Origin of the sequence: Methylobacterium bullatum, from assembly GCF_014845095.1 — a bacterium.
GTDB lineage: Bacteria > Pseudomonadota > Alphaproteobacteria > Rhizobiales > Beijerinckiaceae > Methylobacterium > Methylobacterium bullatum.
The window spans coordinates 19,960-42,660 of the sequence record NZ_NKUG01000036.1 but is presented as its reverse complement, the minus strand read 5'-3'; the positions used below and the strand labels follow the sequence as shown (position 1 = coordinate 42,660).

Here is a 22,701-nt window from a genome sequence, read left to right as displayed (position 1 = left end):
CCGTCGACCAGAGCCAGTCCCATGAGCGCCCTGACCACCAACGACAAGCTCGTCCGCATGGCGAACCAGATCGCGGGCTTCTTCCGATCTTACCCCGATGACGAGGCGGTCGCCGGCATTCACAAGCACATCGTCGCGTTCTGGACGCCGAAGATGCGCCGCGCCCTCGAAGCGCATGGCCCCACGGAGGGAAGCGGCCTCGATCCGCTGGCGTTGAAGGCGATCACGACCTCCCCGGACCAGAACGACAGCCCCGTTCGGGCGGCCACCAACGATCCGCACCTCCAGGGTGCCGGCGCCAGCGACGCCGGCTGAACGGCCGGAGGCGTTTCGAAGAAAAAGGCGCCGAGCCCTCATGGCTCGACGCCTTTTGTCGGCATGGTGGAAATCGAGGTGCCGGCTATTCGGCCGGACGGTCGCCTTGCTGATCCTTGTCGGTCGATCCCGGCACCACCGTCGCGCCGCCGATGACCCGAACGGCCTTCCTGTCAGACGGCGGGTCGCTCCAGGTCTGAGACTTGGCGGATGACGGAGCCTGCGCCGTGTCGCGGCGGGGCTGATTCGCTGCCGGCGTCGTTGGCTCGGCCTTCGGCTGCTCGATGGCGGCGACCGGCGGCGTGCTGGCCCGAGCGTCGGACGCTGCGTCCGCGGGGGACGGCGAGGGGGCTTCCGGCGCGAGCCGGGGCGCGGCCGGTTTCGCCGGCGGGGCCAATCTGGTGATTTTGCGGGCAGGTGCTGCTTCCGCCGGGCGTCTGACGTCGCCGGACCGGGCATCCGGGTTCAGGCCCAGCGGATTGCGGTCGGAGGGTTCGGCGCGGCTGGTGGACTCGGGGCGCGCCGCCACGTCGTAACGTGGCTGCCGGCCGATGCCATCCTGGCTCGGGATCCTGCCGGGAGGAACCAGTCGTTCCGCTTCGCGCATCGGTCGACGGGGCTGCTCGTCCGCTTCGGTCCAGCCATAGCCGGGCGCCGCCGGACGGGCGACCGGAACCGGTGCCGGCTGCATCGGGACACCGAGCCGCTGGCGGTCGAGAACGGCGCCGTCCCGTGCGTCCACGAACAAACGGACTCTGTCTCCATAGGGGCCGGTCGCTTCGACGATATAGGCCCGGCCGTCGAATCGCGGCCGCGTCACTTCGGTGAAGCCCCGGTCGTTGAGGCGCCAGACCACGGCACGGGGGGGAAGGAACGGATCGGGCTCGTAGCCGTACTGTGCCTGGGCCGCGCCCGTCCCGAGAGCCGACAGGGTGATGAACCCCGCCAGCATGGTCAGGCTGATCGTATGGGAGCGCACAGGCGCCCTGCGGCTCGATTCCATGGTGCCTCGTCTCGATGAAGTGTCGTCGTTCCGTAGCCCACTGTTGGCGCAGGTCTAAGGAGGTCTCCGTGCGGTCCATCACCCCGCATGCCGCTTGTGCTTGGCAAGCCCTGTAGAATGCCCGAATGGGGCGGGAATACGGGTGAAGCGCGGCAAGTCGCGGGCGGCCTCGATCCGCCGCCATTCGGCGAGGGGGCGAGTGCTGTTCATAGGCTGCCTTGCGCCTCGGCCGGTCGCGGCGTCGCATGGCGCATCAAACCTGTCCATCGGGCGCGCGAGCCTCTTGCTGGACCGTTTAAAATCTGTCACCTTCCATAATTAGGACAGTACGGCTGTCCCATTTTTGGCGGGGCGTCCCCACGGCGAGCGATCGCCGGGGACGAAGTGCCTTCGAGGAACGTGGAAGGTCTGGAGCGGGTGTCGAATCTCACGAAAAAACGAGATTCCAAGCCGGTCGCCATCGCGGCGATCCGGGCCCGCACGGCTTGAATTCAAGCCGGCGCTGAGCCCGCGGAGAGCGGGCGCTTCCTCACCGAAGACCCTGCCCGAATCCGACCGCGTCGAGGACGGAGCCTGAGTGCCGGATGGCATTTGGGCATGAAACATGCTCGCATGCGGGCACGGACGAACGAGGCTGAGGGGTTATGAACATGGCCGCATCTGAGGTTGCCGGGGTCGTCCAGAACCCGATCCCCGCCACGCGGGACGGCGTCGCGCCGCTCGTCGTCCGCGATCACGCTCTCCCGCCCAAGCAGGGCCTCTACGATCCCGCCCGCGAAGGCGATGCCTGCGGCGTCGGCTTCGTGGCGGACATGCATGACCGGCGCACCCACGCCATCGTGGCGCAGGGCCTGCTCATCCTCGAGAACATCGACCATCGCGGCGCCGTCGGCGCCGATCCGAAGATGGGCGACGGTTGCGGCATCCTCACCCACATCCCTCATTTCCTCCTGAAGGAGGAGTGCGAGAGCCTCGGCATCGCGTTGCCCGAGCCCGGCCATTACGGCGTCGGGCAGTTCTTCATGCCGAAGGACGAGGAAGGCCGCCGCATCGTCGAGGAGATCGTCGAGAAGGCCCTCCAAGACGAAGGGCTTCCCTTCCTCGGCTGGCGCGACGTGCCGGTGGATTCGAGCGACCTCGGCGTGCGCGTCAAGGAGACGGAGCCGCACCACAAGCAGGTCTTCATCGGCCGCCCGGCCGCGATCACGGACGAGGACGCCTTCGAGCGCCGTCTGTTCATCGCGCGCAAGGTCATCTCGAACAAGGTCTACGGCCTCAACGATCCGCGCGTGAAGGCCTATTACCCGGTCTCCGTCTCGACCCGTACCATCGTCTACAAGGGCATGGTTCTGGTCACGCAGCTCGGCCATTACTTCAAGGACCTGCAGGACGAGCGCTACGTCTCGGGCCTCGCCCTCGTGCACCAGCGTTTCGCCACCAACACCTTCCCGACCTGGCAGCTGTCGCATCCCTACCGGATGGTCGCCCATAACGGCGAGATCAACACGCTGCGCGGCAACGTGAATTGGATGGCGGCACGCCAGGCCAGTGTCGATTCGGATCTGTTCGGCAACGACATCTCGAAGCTCTGGCCGATCTCCTACGAGGGCCAGTCCGACACGGCCTGTTTCGACAACGCCCTCGAATTCCTCGTGCAGGGCGGCTACTCGCTCGCCCATGCCATGATGATGCTGATCCCGGAGGCCTGGGCCGGCAATCCGCTCATGAGTGAAGAGCGCAAGGCGTTCTACGAATATCACGCCGCGCTGATGGAGCCGTGGGACGGCCCCGCCGCCGTCTGCTTCACCGATGGCCGCCAGATCGGCGCGACCCTCGACCGCAACGGCCTGCGCCCCGCCCGCTACATCGTCACGGAAGACGGCCTCGTCGTGCTGGCCTCCGAGATGGGCGTCCTGCCGATCCCGGACGAGAGCATCGTCGAATCCTGGCGCCTGCAGCCGGGCCGCATGCTGCTCATCGACCTGCAGAAGGGCCGCATCATCTCCGACGAGGAGATCAAGAGCGAGCTCGCGGCGGCCAATCCCTATGCGCAATGGGTGAAGAACACCCAGATCGTGCTGGAAGACCTGAAGCCGGTCATCCCGCGCGCCTCGCGCTCCGACGTGTCGCTGCTCGATCGCCAGCAGGCGTTCGGCTACAGCCAGGAAGACCTCAAGCTGCTGATGGCGCCCATGGCCGTCACCGGCCAGGAGGCGGTCGGCTCCATGGGGACCGATACGCCGCTCTCGGCTCTCTCCGACAAGCCCAAGCCCCTCTACACCTACTTCAAGCAGAACTTCGCCCAGGTCACCAATCCGGCGATCGACCCGATCCGCGAGGAGGCCGTGATGAGCCTCGTCTCGTTCATCGGGCCGCGCCCGAACCTGCTCGACATGGAAGGCGCCTCCCGCAAGAAGCGCCTCGAGGTCCGTCAGCCGATCCTGACCAACGGCGATCTGGAGAAGATCCGCTCGATCTCGCATTTCGAGGACCGTTTCGACACCAAGACCCTCGACATGACCTTCCCGGCCGAATCCGGCGCCGTCGCCATGGAAGGCGCGGTCGACCGGCTCTGCGACCGGGCCGAGGCGGCGGTGCGCGGCGGCTACAACATCATCATCCTGACCGACCGCGGCGTCGGCCCGGATCGCATCGCGATTCCCGCCCTGCTGGCCACGGCGGCGGTGCACAACTACCTGATCCGCAAGGGGCTTCGCACCTCGGTCGGTCTCGTGGTCGAATCCGGCGAGCCGCGCGAGGTGCATCACTTCGCTTGTCTCGCCGGCTACGGCGCGGAGGCCATCAACCCCTATCTCGCCTTCGAGACCGTGATCGCGATGAAGGCCGAGTTCCCGCCGGATCTCACCGACGACGAGATCGTCTACCGCTACATCAAGTCGATCGATAAGGGCCTGCTCAAGGTCATGTCCAAGATGGGCATCTCGACCTATCAATCCTATTGCGGCGCCCAGATCTTCGACGCGATCGGCCTGAACTCGTCCTTCGTCGCCCGCGACTTCTTCGGCACCAAGACCACCATCGAAGGCATCGGCATGGCCGAGGTCGCCGAGGAGACCGCCCGGCGCCATGCCGACGCGTTCGGCGATGCCCCGGTCTTCCGCCATGCCCTCGATGTCGGCGGCGAGTATGCCTACCGCCTGCGCGGCGAGAGCCATACCTGGACGCCGGATTCGGTGGCGACCCTGCAGCACGCGGTGCGCCTCGGCCTGCCCGAGCGCTACCGCGAGTTCGCCCGGCTGGTGAACGAGCAGGAGAACCACCTCAAGACCATCCGCGGCCTGTTCCGGATCAAGCAGGCGGCCGAGCTCGGCCGGGCGCCCGTCGACATCTCCGAGGTCGAGCCGGCGGTGGACATCGTCAAGCGGTTCGCCACGGGCGCGATGTCTTACGGCTCCATCTCGAAGGAAGCCCACGAGACCCTCGCCATCGCGGTGAACTCGTTCGGCGGTCGTTCGAATTCCGGTGAGGGCGGCGAGGAGGTCGAGCGGTTCAAGCCGATGGCCGACGGTCGTTCGCGCCGCTCGGCGATCAAGCAGGTGGCCTCCGGCCGCTTCGGCGTCACGACGGAATATCTCGTCAATGCCGACATGATGCAGATCAAGGTCTCGCAGGGCGCCAAGCCCGGCGAGGGTGGCCAGCTGCCCGGCCACAAGGTCGACGCCAAGATCGCCAAGGTCCGCTACGCCACCCCCGGCGTCGGCCTGATCTCGCCGCCGCCGCATCACGACATCTACTCCATCGAGGACCTGGCCCAGCTCATCTTCGACCTGAAGAACGTGAACCCAGCGGCCGACGTGTCGGTGAAACTCGTGTCCGAGGTCGGTGTCGGCACGGTCGCCACCGGCGTCGCCAAGGCGCGCGCCGATCACATCACCATCTCGGGCTTCGACGGCGGCACCGGCGCCGCGCCGCTGACCTCGATCAAGCATGCGGGCGGGCCATGGGAGACGGGTCTCGCCGAGACCCAGCAGACCCTGGTGCTCAGCCACCTGCGCGGCCGTGTCGTGCTGCAGGCCGATGGCGGCATCCGCACCGGTCGCGACGTGCTCGTCGCGGCCCTGCTCGGCGCCGACCAGTTCGGCTTCTCCACCGCGCCGCTCATCGCGGCCGGCTGCATCATGATGCGCAAGTGCCACTTGAACACTTGCCCGGTGGGCGTGGCGACGCAGGACCCCGTCCTGCGCAAGCGCTTCAAGGGCACGCCCGAGCATGTGGTCAACTACTTCTTCTTCGTGGCGGAGGAGTTGCGCGAGCTGATGGCGGCGATGGGCTACACCAAGCTCGAAGACCTCATCGGCCGCTCCGACTTCCTCGACACGCTGGAGGTCATCAACCACTGGAAGGCGCGAGGCCTCGATTTCTCGAAGCTGTTCCATCGTCCCGATGTCGGCCCCGACGTGGCGATCCGCCATACGGAGAAGCAGAAGCATCCGATCGACACGGTGCTCGACCGTCGCTTGATCGAGGGCGCCAAGGCCGCCATCGAGACCGCCGAGCCGGTGGTGCTCAACGAGGTCATCAGGAATTCGGACCGCACCGCGGGCGCGATGCTCTCCGGCGTCGTTGCCAAGCGCTACGGCCATGAGGGCCTGCCCGACGACACCATCACGGTGAACCTCGCCGGCACCGCCGGCCAGAGCTTCGGGGCATGGCTCGCCGCCGGCATCACCGTGGTTCTCACGGGCCACGCCAACGATTACGTCGGCAAGGGGCTGTCGGGCGGCAAGCTGATCATCCGGCCGAGCGACGCGCTGCGGTCGCCCGCCGGGCGGACGATCATGGCCGGCAACACGGTGCTCTACGGGGCCATCGCGGGCGAATGCTACATTCGCGGTTCGGCCGGCGAGCGCTTCGCCGTCCGCAATTCAGGCGCCATCACCGTGGTCGAAGGCATGGGCGACCATGGCTGCGAGTACATGACCGGCGGCGTCGTGGTGTCCATCGGCGAGACCGGGCGCAACTTCGCGGCCGGCATGTCGGGCGGCATCGCCTACGTGCTCGATGCGGACGGTTCGTTTGCCGCCCGCTGCAACCTCTCCATGGTCGATCTCGAACCCGTCGAGGAGGAGGACGACGTCATGCGCCGCTTCCACCAGGACGGCGACCTCGAGACCAAGGGGCGCGTCGACATCCTCGCCGACATGTCCGGGCACGACGAGGAGCGCCTGAGCCAGCTCATCACCAATCACCTGAAGTACACGGGTTCCCCGCGTGCCAAGGCGATTCTGGAAGACTGGGCCGGCTACCGCACCAAGTTCGTGAAGGTGATGCCGGTGGAATACCGCCGGGCCCTGCGCGAAATGGAGATGGCGCGGATGCCGGTGGCGGCGGAATAGCACTGTGACGTCGGATCGGTTCCGATCCGACGTCGTCGAGGGGATCGATGCGGACGCTCGTCCCGCGTCGGACCGTGTCTGAGGAGAAGGGATACATGATCGAACGGAGGATCAAGCTTCATCGCGAGGGGCACGAGCAGACCATCCGGCTCCCGGATGAGTTCGCTCTGCCCGGCGACGAGGCGATCCTTCGCTTGGAGGCCGGCCGTCTGACGCTCGAAGCCGTCGGACAGCTTTCCCTCCTGTCGACCCTTTCGCGCCTCATGCCTCTGGACGACGCGTGGCCCGAGATCGAGGACCGACTTCCGGAGCCGGTCGATCTCTAGTGCGCTTCCTGCTCGACACGAACATCCTGTCGGCCCTCGTTCGCGCTCCCAACGGGCTCCTGCGAGAGACGATTGCGCGGGTCGGGGAGTCGAACGTCTACACGAGTGTGGTGGTGGCCTCGGAACTGCGTTTCGGTGCCGCCAAGAAAGGATCCGAACGCCTGACCCGGCAGGTGGATGCGGTTTTGGGTGCGATCACCGTCGCATCCCTCTCCGTGCCCGTCGATCACACCTATGGCGAACTGCGCCGACTTCTCGAAGCGGCTGGAACACCGATCGGAGCGAACGACCTGCTGATCGCGTCGCACGCGATTTGCGATGGCAGTGTATTGGTGACGGACAATGTCGGTGAGTTCTCGCGGGTGCCGATGCTCGACGTCGAGAACTGGTTAAGACCGTAGCGAGCTCGCTCGCGAAAGAAGAATCGGTCTCCGCTTCGTGCGGAGCGCTTTGGGTGAGTGGGGCTTTAGGTCATGGGCAAGATCACGGGTTTCCTCGAGTTCGACCGGCAGGAGCAGAAGTATCAGCTCGCAGCCGACCGCGTGCGGCACTTCCGCGAGTTCACGCTGCCCCTCGACGAGCACGACCTGAAGAAGCAGGCGGCGCGCTGCATGGATTGCGGCATCCCGTTCTGCCATGGGCCGACCGGCTGCCCCGTGCACAACCAGATCCCGGACTGGAACGAGCTCGTCTTCCAGTCGGATTGGGAGGAGGCCGCGCGCAACCTCCACTCCACCAACAATTTCCCGGAATTCACCGGCCGCGTCTGCCCCGCGCCGTGTGAGGAGGCCTGCACCCTCAACCTCGAGAACCAGCCCGTCGCCATCAAGACGATCGAGCAGGCCATCGCCGACCGTGCCTGGAACAACGGCTGGGTGAAGCCGGAAATCCCCACCACCCGCACCGGCAAGAAGGTCGCTGTCATCGGCTCGGGGCCGGCGGGCATGGCCGCTGCGCAGCAGCTCGCCCGTGTCGGCCACGACGTCCATGTCTTCGAGCGTGAGCCGAAGGCCGGCGGTCTGCTGCGCTACGGCATCCCCGACTTCAAGATGGAGAAGCGCCATATCGACCGGCGCGTGAAGCAGATGGAAGCGGAGGGCGTGACCTTCCATTACGGCGTCAATGTCGGCGTGACGAAGCCGCTCGACGAACTCACCGCCGAGTTCGACGCCGTGCTCTTCGCCGGCGGCGCCGAAGACCCGCGCAACCCGCAGCTTCCCGGCCAGGAGCTCGCCGGCGTGCACTACGCGATGCCGTTCCTCGTCCAGTCGAACCGCCGGGTCGGCGCCGAGCCGATGCCGGGCAACGGCGAATTGCCGATCCTCGCCACCGCGAAGAACGTCGTCGTGATCGGCGGCGGCGATACGGCGTCGGATTGCGTCGGCACCTCCTTCCGCCAGGGCGCTCTCTCGGTGACGCAGCTCGACATCCGGCCGCGTCCGCCGGAGCGCGAGGACAAGCTCTCGGTCTGGCCCTATTGGCCGACCAAGATGCGGACCTCGTCGAGCCAGGCGGAGGGCGCCGAGCGCGAGTTCCAGGCCGCCACCCTGCGCCTGGAAGGCAACAAGAAGGGCAAGCTCACCGGCGTGGTCTGCACCCGTGTGGATGAGAAGCGCCAGCCCGTTCCCGGCGGTGAGTTCACCCTGCCGGCCGATCTGGTGTTCCTCGCCATCGGTTTCGCCGGTTCGGTCCGCAAGGGCCTGCTCGAGGAGTCCGGTGTCGTCATGGACAAGCGCGGCAACGTCACCGCCAACGAACTCGATTACCGGACGTCCAACGAGAAGATCTATGCCGCCGGCGACATGCGCCGTGGGCAGTCCCTCGTGGTCTGGGCGATCCGTGAAGGCCGCCAGGCGGCGCGCTCCATCGACGAGGCGCTGATGGGATCGAGCGTCCTGCCGCGCTGAAGTAGCAATCCGGGGCCGGCTTTATGTCAGGCCCCGGCGACTTGATCTCTTCTCGAACTCAGTGCCGCCACGCCGGGCTCAGCCCGGCGGCCATTTGAAATCGTCGGCCCGGCCCGGCTGGGGCATCGGCGCCGAGCCGCGCTGAAGCACCCGCTCGACGTTCCCCGATGCGTCGCCATCGCGCGGCCGTCCGCTGATGAGCGTGCCGCCGGGGGTCACTTCGGCGCGGCCGAGGGGAATGACCGGGCCGAACGCGGGCTTCACCGGCAAGGCGGGGATGCCCGGAGGCTCCGGCAGGCTCGGCAGCATCGCGGTGATCTGGCGATCGATCGCGGCGGTATCGTCGAGCTTCGGCGCCTCGCCATCGAGGAGGGGGCCGGGGACGGTCGCCACGGGCGCGACGGCTGGCGCTTCCGTGGGGTTCGTGCCCATGAGACGCTTGAGTTCCACGTCGGCGAAATGCGCGACCTTGCGGGCGCCCGCCTTGGTGAAATGCACGCCGTCCGACGTCCGCAGCTTGGCTTCCTGCCCTTCCAGGTCGGGGCCGGTCATGGTGAAGCGGTTGCGGTCGTCGACGAAGCCCGGCCAGATGTCGACATAAGTCCCGCCCGCCTTGGCGACCCGGTCACGGATCAGGTCGTTGATCGACGCGATGTCTTTCGTCAGTGGCTCGCTGCGCATGGGGGGCGCGCCTACCCAGATGAAGGGGATCTTCTGGCTGGCGAAGACCTTGGCCAGGGCGTCCACGCGGTCGCGGTAGATCTCACGCCAGCGCTCCGTCCCCGGGTCGACATTCTCCGTCCCCTCGCGGATGGGCTGCCGGTCGTTCGCGCCCAGCATCACCACGGCGTAGGCGACCTTCGGGCTCGTCTTGAGGAAATCCTCCGCGGCCTTGGGCCAGTCGACCACGTCCTTCCGGACGAGGCCGCTATCGGCCTTCGAGCGGTCGAGGATCGCCACATCGGCATTGTCCTCGAACACGTCGTCGAGGCCGCGTCCGAGATAGCTCGCCAGCGAATCGCCGAACACCGCGATGCGGATCGACGGCTCCGCCTTGGGCTGGACCGGCTTCGGCTGGGCGATCACCGGAGCGGGACGCGGCCGCTTCGTGTAGGAGCGCTGGCTCTCCCCGATGGTCGGCGGCCGCGGCCGGGTGGGTCGGGCCGATGGCACGGGCGCGGGGGTCGGCTGAACCTGCTGAGGACGATCCTCCCAGGGCCAGTAGAACTGGCGCGGTGCCTCCTGAGGGGGAGGGGTGTAGCGCCGATTGGCCTGGCGTGCGCCGTAATCACCCTCCTCGCGGGGGCGGCGGCGCGGCGCGTAGTAGGAATCGCCGCGAGGGGTATCGTAGGAATCCCCCCATTGGGCCACGGCGGACGGGCTCGACGAGAACAGCGGGGGCGTCGCGAACAGAGCGAGGAGGCAGGCGCGACGAACGGCGTCCTTCACCCGTCCCGCGATGGTCGCCCCGTTCGGTACGGTCTTGACGGTCCTTGATGCCACGCTGCGACCTGCCTGCTGATCGTCGAAGGACGAGACAATGCCATCCTATCCGACGATCCGCCCCGCGTCTAAGCGGGCGTTCGATCGAACCTTTCAGCGGATGATCGGGATCGATCGGGTCTTCCGATCCGACCACCTCATCCTGAGGTGCCTTTCGCCTCGGCGAAGGGCCTCGAAGGAGGGTTCCAGAGACTGATGCGATCCTTAGAGGGCTCCTTCGAGGCCGCTTCGCGGCGCCTCAGGATGAGGTAAGGTCTTGGATCGTCGAGGCAAACTCAATTCGAGCCACCTCGTCAGGTCCCCCGTCGCCGGTATCCCCCTTGAGTAGCAAGATGCTTCGTATGACAGGAGTCACGGGCGCGCCGTGATATGTTCGAGGAGAGCGGGCGTGGCATAGCCGTCGGCCACGAGACCTTCCTTGATCTGATACTGGCGGACCGCTTCGCGCAGCTTCGGTCCGGCGCGGCCGTCGGCGTCGCCGGCATAGAGGTTTCGGGTAGCGAGGCCCTTCTGCAGTGCCTGCAGGCCCGGTTTGTCGAGGCGAGCCGCGCCTGTCGGCCAGGGCGCCGCCAAGGCCGGCCCGCCGGCGAGCCGGTCGGCGAGGTGCCCGACGGCGAGCGCGTAGGAATCCGAGGTATTGTAGCCCCGGATGACCTCGAAATTGTCGGTGATCAGGAAGACCGGGCCGCCCGAACCGCCGGGCAGGAACAGGCTCGCCGCTCCCGATGCCGGCAGGGCCTCGCCATCGATCCTGCGAACGCCGCGCTTCGCGAAATCCGACAGGTCTGCGCGATACTTCGTCAGGTCGAAACCGCCGGGAAGCGTCACGGCGTAGCCCCAAGACAGGTCGCGGTTCCAGCCGAGCGTTTGAAGATAACCGGCGATGGAGGCAAGGGCATCGGCCTCGGAGCGCCAGATGTCGCGGTGGCCATCTCCGTCGAAATCCACCGCATGTTTGAGGAAGGTCGACGGAAGGAACTGGGTTTGGCCCATGGCGCCGGCCCAGGATCCCTTCATCGCCTCCGGCGCGATGTCGCCGCGCTGAAGGATGGTCAGGGCGTCGAGGAGTTCGTTGCGAAACAGCGCCCCGCGAAAGCGCGCCTGGGCCAGGGTCGCCAGGGCGCGGATGGTCGGGACGGTCCCGCCGCTCGCCCCGAAATCCGACTCGACCCCCCAGAAGGCGAGGATGATCCAGCGGGGCACGCCGGTGCGCGCTTCGATCGCCGACAGGGTGCCGGAGAGACGCGCCGCCTGGGATCGCCCCTTGGCGATCCGCCCGGTCGACACCGCACCGACGAGATAGTCCCAGACGGGGCGTCCGAACTCCCCTTGAGCGGTGGTTTTGGCGAGAATGCCGGGGTCGGGGGAGGAGACTCCGCGGAAGGCCGCATCGAAGGTCGCCGCGCTGACCCCACGTGCCTCCGCATCGGGCCGCAGGGCATCGATGAAGCTGCGGAACGATGCGTTGGCCGCAATGTCGGGTTTCGCGGTTGCGGGGACCCGGACAGCGTCCTGTGCCCTGCTCTCGGTCGCCAACAGGACGCAGAGGGCGAGGGCGGCGCGAAGGAGCGTTGTCATAGGCGGTTGCGCCGGGCCAGCGACTCTTCCCATGCGAGGGCCTGGGCCACGATCCCATCGAGGTCGTCATGGCGCGGGCGCCATCCCAATTCGTCGCGGATCCGGTCGGCCTTCGCCACGATCTGCGCCGGGTCGCCGGGCCTGCGCGGCGCCAGCCTCACCTCGAAGTCGCGGCCCGACATGCGCTTCACCACCTCGATCACCTGGAGGACCGAATAGCCGCGCCCGTAGCCGCAATTGAGCGTCTTGCTCTCGCCGCCCGAGCGCAGATGCGCGATCGCCACGCAATGGGCATCGGCGAGGTCGGACACCTGGATGTAGTCGCGCAGGCACGAGCCGTCGGGGGTGGGGTAGTCCGTGCCGAACACATTGAGATGGGTGCGCCGGCCGAGTGCCGCCTGAGTGGCCACCTTGATCAGGTGGGTGGCGTCGCTTGCGGATTGGCCGCTGCGCCCGCGCGGATCGGCCCCGGCGACGTTGAAATAGCGCAGGATGACGTAGCTGAAGCCGTGGGCCTTGGCCGCGTCGGCGATCATCCACTCGCTCATCAGTTTCGAGCGGCCGTAGGGGTTGATCGGCGCGGCCACGAGGTCCTCCGGTACCGGGACGATCTCGGGCTCGCCGTAGACGGCGGCTGTGGAGGAGAAGATGACGTGCTTCACCCCACCCGCGACGGCGGCCTCGATGAGCGCCCGGGTCTTGACCGTGTTCGCCAGATAGTAGCCGAGCGGGTCCGCCACCGATTCCGGCACCACGATCTTGGCGGCGAAATGCGCCAGCACGTCGATTCCGTGCTCGGCGATGACCCGCTTCACCAGGGCCTGATCCGCCACGTCGCCCACCACGAGGGTCACTTCGGGGGGGAGCACCCAGTCGAAACCGGTGGACAGATTATCGATGACGACGACGTCCTCATGGCCGGCATCCAGCAGCGCCAAAACCATGTGGCTGCCAATATATCCCGCGCCGCCCGTCACCAGAATCGCCATGGCCCCACTTCCATTCCCGCCGACTTCGCGGAAGATATACCTCAAACCCTCCGTGTGATCATGCGGCGCGTTAGGCTGAGTCGGGGGTGGAAATGGTTTTGTTCTTGCTCGCGAGATCGCGACAACGTGCTATCGTCCTCCGCCTCCGGGTTGTTCCCACCGCATTTTAAGAGACCGGGTCCCGCTTGATGAAACCGATTCGTAAAGCCGTCCTGCCTGTCGCAGGGTTGGGTACCCGCTTCCTGCCCGCCACCAAGGCCGTCCCGAAGGAAATGCTCACCGTGGTCGACCGGCCGGTCGTCCAGCATGTGGTGGACGAGGCGCGCGAGGCCGGAATCGAGCATTTCATCTTCGTCACCGGCCGCGGCAAGGCCGTGATCGAGGACCATTTCGACATCGCCTTCGAACTCGACCGCATGCTGCAGGAGCGCGGCAAGGAAGCGATCTACGAGGAGTTGAAGCGTGATCTCCCGGCCGCCGGGCAGACGAGCTTCACCCGCCAGCAGGCCCCCCTCGGCCTCGGCCATGCGGTCTGGTGCGCCCGCGAGATCGTCGGCGACGAGCCCTTCGCGGTGCTGCTGCCCGACATGCTGAGCAAGGGCTGCATGCAGCAGATGCTCTCGGCCTACGAGCGCCATGGCGGCAACGTCATCGCCGTGGAAGAGGTGAAGCCCGAAGAGACGCACCAGTACGGCATCGTCGGCGTCGGCGAGACCTACGGGCAGACCTTCGAGATCAACGGCATGATCGAGAAGCCCAAACAGGGCACCGCCCCGTCGAACTTCATCATTTCCGGGCGTTACATCCTCCAGCCGGAGATCTTCTCGATCCTGGAGCATGGCGAGAAGGGTGCCGGCGGCGAGATCCAGCTCACCGACGCCATGATCAAACTCGCCGAGAAGCAATCCTTCTTCGGCATGCGCTACGAGGGCCGGACCTACGATACCGGCTCCAAGCTCGGCTTCCTCACCGCGAACATCGCCTACGCGCTCGAGCGCAAGGATCTGGCCGAGCCGCTGAAAGCCGAAATCGCCCGTCTGCTCAGCGAATCGTGAGGTAAAACGGAGGAGACCTGCAAGCTGCGCCGTATGGTGCAGCGGACGCGGGCGGGGCATGCGCGGTGTGCAGCCTTTCGACGGCGAAACACTCTTGCGTTTTGTGCGACGCACTTTACTTTGTGCATTGCGAGATCGCGATGGCGTCGCGGTCCCGCAGCCCTTCTTGGGCGTTTCCTCCCTAGACTTCGGGCCGCTCTTCGGAGCGGCCTTTTTTCTTGGGCGATCCATTCTTCGGTGGGGTTGGGCTTCGGTGGGGTCGGGCTCAGTGCAGCCGTTCAGGCGCGCTCGAACCCTGGATGGACGGGGGCAGAAAGCCGGGGCCTATTCGGCCGCCATTCTGCGCGGCGTGAGGCTGTCCATCTCCTCCGCGACCGCCTTCACCACCTCGCGCAGCATCCAGACCAGATCGGCGAAGCCCTGCGTGACCGCGAGGGTGGCCTCGTTCATGTAGAGACCGCGATTGATCTCGATCTGGAGCGCGTGACGGCCGATATTCGGCTCGCCGTAATGCTCGGTGATGAAGCCGCCCGCATAGGGCTTGTTACGCAGGGTGCGGAAGCCGCGCGCGTGCAAATGATATTCGAACGCCGCGATCAGGGCTGGGGTGCAGCTCGTTCCGAACCTGTCGCCCAGAACGAAATCGGCCTTCGAATCCTCCTCGCGCAGCAGGCTCGATGACGGCATCGAGTGGCAATCGATGAGGATGGCGTGGCCGAAGACGCGGGCCGTGCGCTGAACGAGACCGCGCAGGGTGCGGTGATACGGCTTGTAGAGTTCCTCGATCCGCGCGACCGCCTCCTCGACGGGAAACCGGCCGCGGTAGATTTCCTGGCCGTCGGCGACCACCCTCGGCACCGTGCCGAGGCCGCCGGCCACCCGCATGGACCGGGTGTTGGCGAAGGGCGGGAGGCGTCCGTCGAACATGCGTGGGTCGAGTTCGTAGGGCTCGCGATTCACGTCGAGATAGGCCCGCGGGAAGTTCGCGCGCATCAGCGGCGCACCGAGATCGACCACCGGCGCGAACAGCCTGTCGACATAGGCGTCCTCCGAGCGCCGGAGCGCCAACGGGTCGAGGCGCGACGCCGCCAGGAAGGCCTTCGGGTAGACCGCACCGGAATGAGGCGTGTTGAACACGAACGGAAGCGTGTGCTCCCTCGGTTCGTCGATGGCGAAGGGTGGCGCGAAATCTCCTGGATTCGCTGCATCCCGGCGGAGGCTCGGCTCGGTCATCGCGGCGTGGGCGCCCAGGGGCTGACGGGGAAACGCATGACCGCACTTTGCGGTGCGCGGAGGGTGGTGTCCACTGTGACACGACCTGAGGTGAAACGAACGGTGTGCCCCTGTGCACGTGGCCCGGCCACCAATCTCAACACCTTGTTTACCAAGTCTGCGCTTTATGAAATGAACTCAGCGACTCACGGGTGCGGGACACCGACAGATGAAGATCCTCCTGGCCGAAGACGACAACGACATGCGCCGGTTCCTGGCCAAGGCGTTGCAGAATGCCGGCTATGACGTGCTGTCGTTCGATAACGGCCTGTCGGCCTATAACCGCCTGCGGGAGGAGCCTTTCGAGCTGCTCCTCACCGATATCGTGATGCCGGAAATGGACGGGATCGAGCTCGCCCGCCGCGCCACCGAACTCGATCCGGACATCAAGGTGATGTTCATCACGGGTTTCGCGGCGGTGGCCCTCAACCCCGATTCGAAGGCTCCGAAGGACGCGAAGGTCCTGTCCAAGCCTTTCCACCTGCGCGATCTCGTCAATGAGGTCGAGAAGCTGCTGGCCGCCTGAGTCGGGACGTGATCCCCGGCCCGACGACGGCTTTGTAACAGGACGGTGTCTTGTCGGTAGGAAGGTGACCGCCGTTCCCCTATATGCTGAGGGGAGCGAAGCGGGACGTCAGCAAACCATGCCTCCGGTGACCATCTATACGACAGCCTGGTGCCCTTATTGCACCGCCGCCAAGACCTTGCTGCGGGAGAAGGGCGCTTCCTTCACCGAGATCGACGTCGAGAAGATCGCGGGCTCGCGCCTCGCCATGACCCAGCGTGCCGGCGGCCGGACCAGTGTGCCGCAGATCTTCATCGGCGAGACGCATGTGGGTGGTTGCGACGACCTCTATGCCCTCGACCGGTCGGGAAAGCTCGACCCGCTCCTGTCGGCGCCGGCAGTGCAATCATGAGCGACGCGTCATCGACGGAACAGAGCAAGACGGAGCCCCGCTTCGTCGCGGCCTGCGTCCAGATGCGGTCCGGGCGCGATCCCCTCGCCAACCGCGATGCCGCCGTCGCCCTGGTGCGAGAGGCGGCGTCCCAGGGGGCGGACTACGTCCAGACGCCGGAAATGACCTCCCTGGTGGAGCGGGACAAAGCCAGCCTGTTCGCCAACGTGCGCGAGCAGGACGAGGACGTGACCCTCGCCGCCCTGCGCGATGTGGCCCGCGAGCGCGGCATCGTCGTCCATATCGGCTCGCTGGCCGTGCGGAACGGCGACAAGATCGCGAACCGCGCCTTCCTCATCGATGCGGAAGGCGCGATCACCGCGTCCTACGACAAGCTCCACCTCTACGACGTGGACCTTCCCAACGGCGAGCGCTGGCGCGAATCCAACACCTATACCGGCGGCGCCTGCGCGGTCGTCGCCGAGACGCCGTGGGCGCCGCTCGGAATCGCGATCTGCTACGATCTGCGTTTCCCCGCCCTGTACCGGGCTCTGGCGGAAGCCGGGGCGACGATCCTCAGCGCGCCGGCCTGTTTCACCAAGCAGACGGGCGAGGCGCATTGGCATGTGCTCCACCGCGCCCGCGCCATCGAGACCGGATCGTTCATGATCTCGGCCGCCCAGGGCGGTCGCCACGAGGACGGCCGCGAGACCTACGGCCATTCGATTATCGTCGATCCCTGGGGCAAGGTGCTGGCGGATGCCGGCGGGGCGGAGCCCGGCGTGATCCTGGCCGAGATCGACCTCGCCCGCGTCACCGAGGCGAGGGGGCGGATCCCCGCCCTCAAACACGCGCGCCCCTTCACGGTCGAGCGCGTCGGGCGGGCCGGGTGAGCATGCGTCCGGTCCGATCCCGCCCATGATCCGCTACACGCTCGTCTGCGAGAACGGACACGATTTCGAGGGCTGGTTTCGCTCGAGCGATTCCTACGACGCTCAGGCGGCGGACGGTCTCGTGGCCTGTCTGGCCTGCGGCTCGACCAAGGTCGCGAAGGCCATGATGGCGCCAGCGCTGGCAAAGACCGTCGCATTGTCGCCTGACCGAAGCCGCTCGACTGTCGAACCTCCTGCGAGCGCGTCCGTTGCCGTGCCTTCGGCGGACGTGCCGGTGATGGCCGAGCCGGAGCGGCAGTTGCGCGCCCTGATGCGTGCCATGCGCGAGCATGTGACCCGGACGGCCGACAATGTCGGCCCCCGTTTCCCCGAGGAAGCCCGCCGCATGCATTACGGCGAGGCCGAGTCCCGGCCGATCTACGGTGAAGCGAGTCCCGCCGAGGCGCGCGCGCTGGTGGAGGAGGGAATCGACGTGGCGCCGCTCCCCGCACTGCCGGGCGACCTCAACTGAGAGGTCGGCCCCGTCTCGTCACCGCTTGAGGGCCGCCGTCCCGGCGATGGAGGCCAGGGCGAAGGTGATCGCCGCATTCCAGCCGGCCAGCGAGATGCCGAGGAAACGCCAGGCGGCGGTGGAGCAATCGGCGACCCGCGTCGCCTTCAGGGTATCGAGGAAGTCGCCCACATCGCTGGGATTGGCGCCGCTGCCGCCGCCGCAATCGGACGGGCCGGCCCAGAACGCCCATTCGGCGCCCGCGTGATAGACGCTGAGGCCGGCCCCGTAGAGCAGCCCGAGGGCGGCGATCCCGAGGATCAGCCGGGTCAGGCGCTCGGGCGTGAACAGGGCCAGGAGGGCCAGCGGGATCGCCGCGTAATAGGGTAGGCGCTCCGTCAGGCAGAGCTTGCACGGCACGTAGCCGAGGACCCACTGAAAATAGAAGGCGCCCGCGATCGCCAGTGCGGAGCCGATCAGGACCGCCAGCGCAGCCCGGCGAAGACGGAGAAGGGTGGAGTAATCGATCACAGCAGCACCTTGAACAGGACGAAGCCGAGGATGACGACGGCCACCGTGATGGCCGCGACGACATTCAGATGCCGGTCGAGGACGGCGCGAATGGATACGCCGTAGCGCTTCAGAAGCCCAGCGAGCAGGAAGAAGCGCGCCCCGCGGGTGATGAGCGAGAGCAGGACGAACCAGAACAGGTCGTAATGGGCGAAGCCCGAGGTGATCGTCACCAGCTTGAACGGGATCGGCGTGAGCCCCTTCAGCAGGATCACCCAATGCCCGTACTGGGCGTAGGAGGCTTGGAAGCTCGCCGCCTTCTCGTTCAGCCCATAGAGCGAGAACAGCCAGACCCCGATGGAATCGTAGAGCAGGGCGCCGATGGCGTAGCCGAGCAGCCCGCCGGCCACCGAGGACAGGGTGGTGATCGTCGCGTAGAACCAGACCTTGTCGGGCCGGCTCACCGCCATCGGCACCAGCATCACGTCGGGCGGGACCGGAAAGAACGAGCTCTCCGCGAACGCCACCGCACCGAGTGCGTAGGGGGCCGACGGCTTGCCCGCGAGCGCGAGTATCCACTCGTAGAGGCGGCGGATCATGAAGGGCTTCTATCCGAAAGGGGAGGGCGCGAGGCCCTTTGAGCACAACCTGGCCGGACTTGCGAGCCGGAACCGTAGCGGCGAGGTTTCCCCGCAAAACCCCTCTGGCCGTCCGGGCGAACCTGTGCCATGAGGCGGATGTTGCGGGCGTGGTGGAACTGGTAGACGCGCCGGACTCAAAATCCGGTTCTGGTGACAGAGTGTCGGTTCGATTCCGACCGCCCGCACCAATCGCCCCTGCGACGCGGCCCGTGAGCCAGAGGCGGGCAAACCCTATCTCGATTGCAGGAAACGGCGGATCCAGCCGCCGACGCGAGCAGCATCGCTCTCGCCGCGCAGCGAGGCGACGGCGGCTGCCTGAAACGCCTCGTCGTGGGGCAGAGCGGGCCGGTGCCCGGCAATCAGATCCGTGGCGTAATCGGTCTCGAATTCCGGATGGACCTGGAACGAGATCGCCCGGCGTTGCGGGTAGGACAGGATGCCGTAGGGCGTGAAGGCGTTGCCGCCGAGGATGCGGGCATCCGCCGGAGGAACGACGACCTGATCCTGATGGATCGCCGGGACCGAGACGCGGGTCGCCTCGTCCATCCAGTCCGCGCGTTCGAACAGGTCATAGGTGTGGAGGCCGATGCCCCAGCCCTTGGCCGATTTCTCCACCGTGCCGCCGAAGGCCGCCGCCAGGATCTGGTGTCCGAAGCAGAGCCCGACTAGCTTGGCGCGCCCGTCGAGGTCGCGCAGGAAGCTCTTGAGCGGCGCGATCCACGGCAGGTCGTCATAGACGCCCGCCGCCGATCCCGTCACGACGAACGCATCGAACGCCTCGGGAGAGGTGGGAAACCGCCCCTCCGCCACCGGGAAGGTGGTCACCTCGGCAGGGTCGCCGAGGAGCCTCTCCACCATGCGGCCGTAGGACGGGTAGGTCTCGGCCAGGCGGGCGGGCGGTGCGCCCGCCTCGATGATTCCAATCTTCATCGCCGCCTTATGGCCAAGAGAGGGGATCGATGCGAGCCCTATGCCCTCAGATCCTGCTTGATTGGATTTCTCAGCGAATACTCATGTCGACGTCGATCATCCGCCAAAGGCGATCGTCCAAGCAGACCGCCTCATCCTGAGGTGCCCTTTGCTGGAGCAAAGGGCCTCGAAGGAGCCCTCCAGAAACCAAAGCGATCCCTGGAAGGCTCCTTCGAGGCCGCTGCGCGGCACCTCAGGATGAGGTAAAGCATTGGAGAAACGTCTCAATTAGCTCCTCAGATGACCGGATCGAGCGTCGCGGCGGGAGCGGTCTCCACCGGCTTTGCCAGGAAGTGCGAGGCGGCGACCGCGACCACCATCACGGCCAGGAAGATCGCGAAGATCATCGGGTTGAAGACGACCAGGGCGATGAAGCAGATGCCGGCCATGGCCAGGGCGAAGGCGGGGGCGACGGGGAAGAACGGCGCTCGGTAGGGACGGGCGAGGTCGGGCTCGCTGCGGCGCAGCTTGAACAGGGCCGCCATGCTCATCCCGTACATCACCAGCGCGCCGAACACCGCCATGGTGACGATGCTCGCGGTGAGGGACTGGCCCGCGATCTCGATGAGGTTGTCGCTGTAGATGGCGGCGATGCCGACGAGGCCGCCGGCCACGGTCGCCACGTGGGGGGTCTGGAAGCGGGGGTGCACCTTGGCCAGGAACCCGGGGAGGTAGCCGGCGCGACCGAGGGCGAAGATCTGGCGCGAATAGCCCATGATGATGCCGTGGAACGACGCCACGAGGCCGAACAGGCCGAGCCAGACCAGCATGTGCAGCCAGCCGCTCGACTCGCCCACCACCGTCTTCATGGCCTGGGGCAGCGGGTCGTTGAGGTTGCTCAGGGTGCGCCAGTCACCCGAGCCGCCGGCGAAGATCATCACGCCGAAGGCGAGGACGGTGAGTGTCAGGACGCCGGTGATATAGGCGATGGGGATCGTGCGCTTGGGGTCCTTGGCCTCTTCCGCCGCCATGGCGACGCCCTCGATGGCGAGGAAGAACCAGATGGCGAAGGGAATGGCCGCGAACATGCCGCCGATTGCGGCGAGGCTGAATGTGGATTCACCGGCCCAGCCATGGGCGGCGAAATTGGAGAAGCTGAAGGCCGGGGCGACGACGCCCATGAAGACCAGCAATTCGGCCACCGCCAGGATGGTCACGAACAGCTCGAACGTGGCGGCGATCTGCACGCCGACGATGTTGAGGGTCATGAAGATCAGGTAGGCGCCGAGCGCCGCATGTTTCGGGTCGAGGCCCGGAAACTGGACGTTGAGATAGGCCCCGATGGCGAGCGCGATGGCGGGGGGCGCGAAGACGAACTCGATCAACGTCGCGTAGCCCGCGATGCAGCCGCCGATGGGCCCGAAGGCGCGCCGGCTATAGGCGAAGGGGCCGCCGGCCTGCGGAATGGCCGTGGTGAGCTCGGTGAAGCTGAAGATGAAGGCGACGTACATTGCCGCGATGAAGGTCGTGGTCACCAGGAAGCCGAGCGTTCCGGCGCTGGCCCAGCCATAGCTCCAGCCGAAATACTCGCCCGAGATCACGAGGCCGACGGCGATGCCCCAGAGATGGAAGGCGTTCAGGCCCTTATGCAGGCCGGTGGATTCGCTTTGCATGGTGGGTTCCCGTCATCGGCGAAGGCTGCCGTCGGGAATGGCCAAGCAAGAGTTTTGCCGCAAGAGAAATAGGGCGTGCGAAGCCCGTATCCGGCCTCACGCCGCCGTGGCGCGGGTGCGCAGGCGGGGCGTCTCCTTGGGGCGGATGTCCATGGCGTTACCGCGCCAGACGATGGCGCTCTGCATCCAGGCGCTCGCCCACATGACGGGGAGGATCGCGTCGCGCAGGAGGAAGGCGAGGAGGAGCCGGGGAGAGCGGTGCCACCCGGCGCGGGCGGCGAGCGTATACTCGGCCCCGTACCAGAGCATGGCCATGGCGACGACGCCGATCATGACCGGAGCGTCCGGGACCGCGAGAGCCGCGATGGCGAAGGGAAGCACCGCGCCCGAGCCGATCTCGGGCGCGAAGAAATGCGGGAAGGTGACCCGGCGCAGGCGCGCCCAGCGCACCTGCCGCGACCAGACCTCACGAAACGTCCGGAATCCGAGGGGCTGGTCGAAGGGCGCGGCCACGAGATGCACTTGCTTGCCCGCCGCGCGCACGAGCTTGGTCGCCGCCGCATCCTCGGCGATCTCGGCGGCGAGCGCCCGGATGCCGCCCCGCCCGTCGAGGAACGGCTTGTGCCAGAGCATGCTCTTGCCCTGCGCGAAGCCGAGGCCGAGACTCTCGCCGGTATATTGCCAACGCGCCTGGAGCGTATTGAGGAAGGCGCATTCCAGTTCGGCGAAGAAACCATGCGGCCGTGCGCCGATGGGCGTCGAGCAGACGAGGCCCGTATCCGGCCGCCACGAGGCCTGCAGCCGCTGCAGGTAGTCCGGCGGCATCAGGACGTTGGAATCGGCGAGCACCACCCAGTCGTGGCGGGCCGCCTCCCAGCCGCGCACGCAATTGTTGAGTTTGGGATTGTCGCTGATCCGCTCGTCGCCGACGATGAGCCGAGCCGGCACCGCCGGATGGGCCGCCATCAGGCGATGCAGCAGAGGGACGATGGGATCGCGCCCGTCGGCGACGCAGAAGATCAGCTCGTAATCCGGATGGGCGAGATGGAAGCCGCGCTCGAGCATCTCCTCACTGAACGCTTCGAGGCCGCAGACCGGGCGTACGAGGGAGATCGGCGCGGCGCTGGGAAAGCTCGGCGTGCCGCGGTTGCGGCCGATGCGCCATGCGGCGATGGCGATGCTGAGACAATTGACCAGGGTCAGCGCGGCACAGAGCGAGAGCGCGACGATCGCGCCGGTCTCGATGCTGCCGATCATGCCGTGCTCCCTCCGGGCATCCGCCGCCTGACGGAACCAGCCCCTGCCCGAGGCCGTAACAGGCAGGCTGTTTCAGTCGTATGACAGCAATGCGGAGTCGATCGGCTCCTCGTCGAAGGGAAGGGGC

The 22,701-nt window shown here is 66.9% G+C and carries 21 protein-coding genes and 1 tRNA gene; 11 read left to right on the top strand and 11 right to left on the bottom strand.

Annotation, left to right across the window (positions count from 1 at the left end):
* Nucleotides 1–21: 21 nt before the first annotated feature.
* Nucleotides 22–315, top strand: a complete 294-nt coding sequence (locus MBTS_RS04880; protein ID WP_018044990.1) for a formate dehydrogenase subunit delta — start codon at nt 22–24, stop codon at nt 313–315.
* Nucleotides 316–400: 85 nt separating this feature from the next.
* On the opposite strand, the gene MBTS_RS04875 is transcribed toward MBTS_RS04880, so the two are convergent.
* Nucleotides 401–1,318 (bottom strand): superantigen-like protein SSL4, encoded by a 918-nt coding sequence (locus MBTS_RS04875; RefSeq protein ID WP_192215201.1) that lies wholly within the window; start codon nt 1,316–1,318, stop codon nt 401–403.
* A gap of 78 nt (nt 1,319–1,396) precedes the next feature.
* Nucleotides 1,397–1,528, bottom strand: a complete 132-nt coding sequence (locus MBTS_RS23970; protein ID WP_280529911.1) for a hypothetical protein — start codon at nt 1,526–1,528, stop codon at nt 1,397–1,399.
* A 434-nt stretch (nt 1,529–1,962) separates the two neighbouring features.
* On the opposite strand from MBTS_RS23970, the gene gltB reads away from it, so the two are divergent.
* The 4 genes from gltB (at nt 1,963) to MBTS_RS04855 (ending at nt 8,908) form a co-directional block, all read left to right on the top strand.
* The gene (gltB, locus tag MBTS_RS04870) at nt 1,963–6,675 is read left to right on the top strand and encodes a glutamate synthase large subunit (RefSeq protein ID WP_018044988.1); all 4,713 of its coding nucleotides are present in this window, start codon (nt 1,963–1,965) and stop codon (nt 6,673–6,675) included.
* 95 nt (nt 6,676–6,770) lie between these two features.
* Nucleotides 6,771–7,001: an AbrB/MazE/SpoVT family DNA-binding domain-containing protein gene (locus MBTS_RS04865; RefSeq protein WP_056140600.1), complete on the top strand. Its 231-nt coding sequence runs from the start codon at nt 6,771–6,773 to the stop codon at nt 6,999–7,001.
* Complete coding sequence (locus MBTS_RS04860; protein ID WP_192215200.1) at nt 7,001–7,402, top strand: type II toxin-antitoxin system VapC family toxin; 402 nt, start codon at nt 7,001–7,003, stop codon at nt 7,400–7,402. Before MBTS_RS04865 ends, MBTS_RS04860 begins: the two co-directional genes overlap by 1 nt.
* A gap of 72 nt (nt 7,403–7,474) precedes the next feature.
* Nucleotides 7,475–8,908 (top strand): glutamate synthase subunit beta, encoded by a 1,434-nt coding sequence (locus tag MBTS_RS04855; RefSeq protein WP_147829147.1) that lies wholly within the window; start codon nt 7,475–7,477, stop codon nt 8,906–8,908.
* A 78-nt stretch (nt 8,909–8,986) separates the two neighbouring features.
* Here MBTS_RS04855 and MBTS_RS04850 read toward each other — a convergent pair whose 3' ends face one another.
* The 3 genes from MBTS_RS04850 to galE all read right to left on the bottom strand — a co-directional run bounded on the left by MBTS_RS04850 (nt 8,987) and on the right by galE (nt 12,978).
* Nucleotides 8,987–10,357 (bottom strand): SGNH/GDSL hydrolase family protein, encoded by a 1,371-nt coding sequence (locus MBTS_RS04850; RefSeq protein ID WP_147829175.1) that lies wholly within the window; start codon nt 10,355–10,357, stop codon nt 8,987–8,989.
* A 405-nt stretch (nt 10,358–10,762) separates the two neighbouring features.
* A complete protein-coding gene (locus MBTS_RS04845) occupies nt 10,763–11,989 on the bottom strand; it encodes a lytic murein transglycosylase (RefSeq protein ID WP_192215199.1) in 1,227 nt (408 codons plus the stop codon).
* The gene (gene galE / locus MBTS_RS04840; RefSeq protein WP_192215198.1) at nt 11,986–12,978 is read right to left on the bottom strand and encodes a UDP-glucose 4-epimerase GalE; all 993 of its coding nucleotides are present in this window, start codon (nt 12,976–12,978) and stop codon (nt 11,986–11,988) included. The genes MBTS_RS04845 and galE overlap by 4 nt, the downstream gene beginning before the upstream one ends.
* A 188-nt stretch (nt 12,979–13,166) precedes the next feature.
* Here galE and galU point away from each other — a divergent pair, with 188 nt between their 5' ends.
* Nucleotides 13,167–14,033: a UTP--glucose-1-phosphate uridylyltransferase GalU gene (gene galU, locus MBTS_RS04835; protein ID WP_026176136.1), complete on the top strand. Its 867-nt coding sequence runs from the start codon at nt 13,167–13,169 to the stop codon at nt 14,031–14,033.
* 324 nt (nt 14,034–14,357) lie between these two features.
* Here the strand turns inward: galU and MBTS_RS04830 are convergent, their stop codons facing one another.
* Nucleotides 14,358–15,266, bottom strand: a complete 909-nt coding sequence (locus tag MBTS_RS04830) for an N-formylglutamate amidohydrolase (protein ID WP_147829151.1) — start codon at nt 15,264–15,266, stop codon at nt 14,358–14,360.
* Between the two features lie 208 nt (nt 15,267–15,474).
* On the opposite strand from MBTS_RS04830, the gene cpdR reads away from it, so the two are divergent.
* The 4 genes from cpdR to MBTS_RS04810 all read left to right on the top strand — a co-directional run bounded on the left by cpdR (nt 15,475) and on the right by MBTS_RS04810 (nt 17,605).
* Complete coding sequence (cpdR, locus tag MBTS_RS04825; protein ID WP_003603128.1) at nt 15,475–15,831, top strand: cell cycle two-component system response regulator CpdR; 357 nt, start codon at nt 15,475–15,477, stop codon at nt 15,829–15,831.
* Between the two features lie 118 nt (nt 15,832–15,949).
* A complete protein-coding gene (gene grxC / locus MBTS_RS04820) occupies nt 15,950–16,222 on the top strand; it encodes a glutaredoxin 3 (protein ID WP_056140619.1) in 273 nt (90 codons plus the stop codon).
* Nucleotides 16,219–17,094, top strand: coding sequence for a carbon-nitrogen hydrolase family protein (locus MBTS_RS04815; protein WP_056140622.1), 876 nt, complete (start codon nt 16,219–16,221; stop codon nt 17,092–17,094). The genes grxC and MBTS_RS04815 overlap by 4 nt, the downstream gene beginning before the upstream one ends.
* A gap of 25 nt (nt 17,095–17,119) precedes the next feature.
* Nucleotides 17,120–17,605, top strand: a complete 486-nt coding sequence (locus MBTS_RS04810; protein WP_056140625.1) for a DUF1178 family protein — start codon at nt 17,120–17,122, stop codon at nt 17,603–17,605.
* 18 nt (nt 17,606–17,623) lie between these two features.
* On the opposite strand, the gene MBTS_RS04805 is transcribed toward MBTS_RS04810, so the two are convergent.
* The gene (locus MBTS_RS04805) at nt 17,624–18,115 is read right to left on the bottom strand and encodes a disulfide bond formation protein B (RefSeq protein WP_192215197.1); all 492 of its coding nucleotides are present in this window, start codon (nt 18,113–18,115) and stop codon (nt 17,624–17,626) included.
* Nucleotides 18,112–18,693, bottom strand: a complete 582-nt coding sequence (locus MBTS_RS04800) for a YqaA family protein (protein WP_018044975.1) — start codon at nt 18,691–18,693, stop codon at nt 18,112–18,114. The genes MBTS_RS04805 and MBTS_RS04800 overlap by 4 nt, the downstream gene beginning before the upstream one ends.
* 143 nt (nt 18,694–18,836) lie before the next feature.
* On the opposite strand from MBTS_RS04800, the gene MBTS_RS04795 reads away from it, so the two are divergent.
* Nucleotides 18,837–18,923, top strand: a tRNA-Leu gene (locus MBTS_RS04795).
* A 43-nt stretch (nt 18,924–18,966) separates the two neighbouring features.
* On the opposite strand, the gene MBTS_RS04790 is transcribed toward MBTS_RS04795, so the two are convergent.
* The 3 genes from MBTS_RS04790 to MBTS_RS04780 form a co-directional block, all read right to left on the bottom strand.
* Nucleotides 18,967–19,665 carry a glutamine amidotransferase-related protein gene (locus MBTS_RS04790; protein WP_147829155.1) on the bottom strand — a complete coding sequence of 233 codons (699 nt, stop codon included), beginning with the start codon at nt 19,663–19,665 and terminating at the stop codon, nt 18,967–18,969.
* A 275-nt stretch (nt 19,666–19,940) separates the two neighbouring features.
* Nucleotides 19,941–21,317 carry an ethanolamine permease gene (gene eat, locus MBTS_RS04785; protein WP_147829157.1) on the bottom strand — a complete coding sequence of 459 codons (1,377 nt, stop codon included), beginning with the start codon at nt 21,315–21,317 and terminating at the stop codon, nt 19,941–19,943.
* Between the two features lie 96 nt (nt 21,318–21,413).
* Nucleotides 21,414–22,574: a ceramide glucosyltransferase gene (locus tag MBTS_RS04780; protein ID WP_147829159.1), complete on the bottom strand. Its 1,161-nt coding sequence runs from the start codon at nt 22,572–22,574 to the stop codon at nt 21,414–21,416.
* Nucleotides 22,575–22,701: the final 127 nt, after the last annotated feature.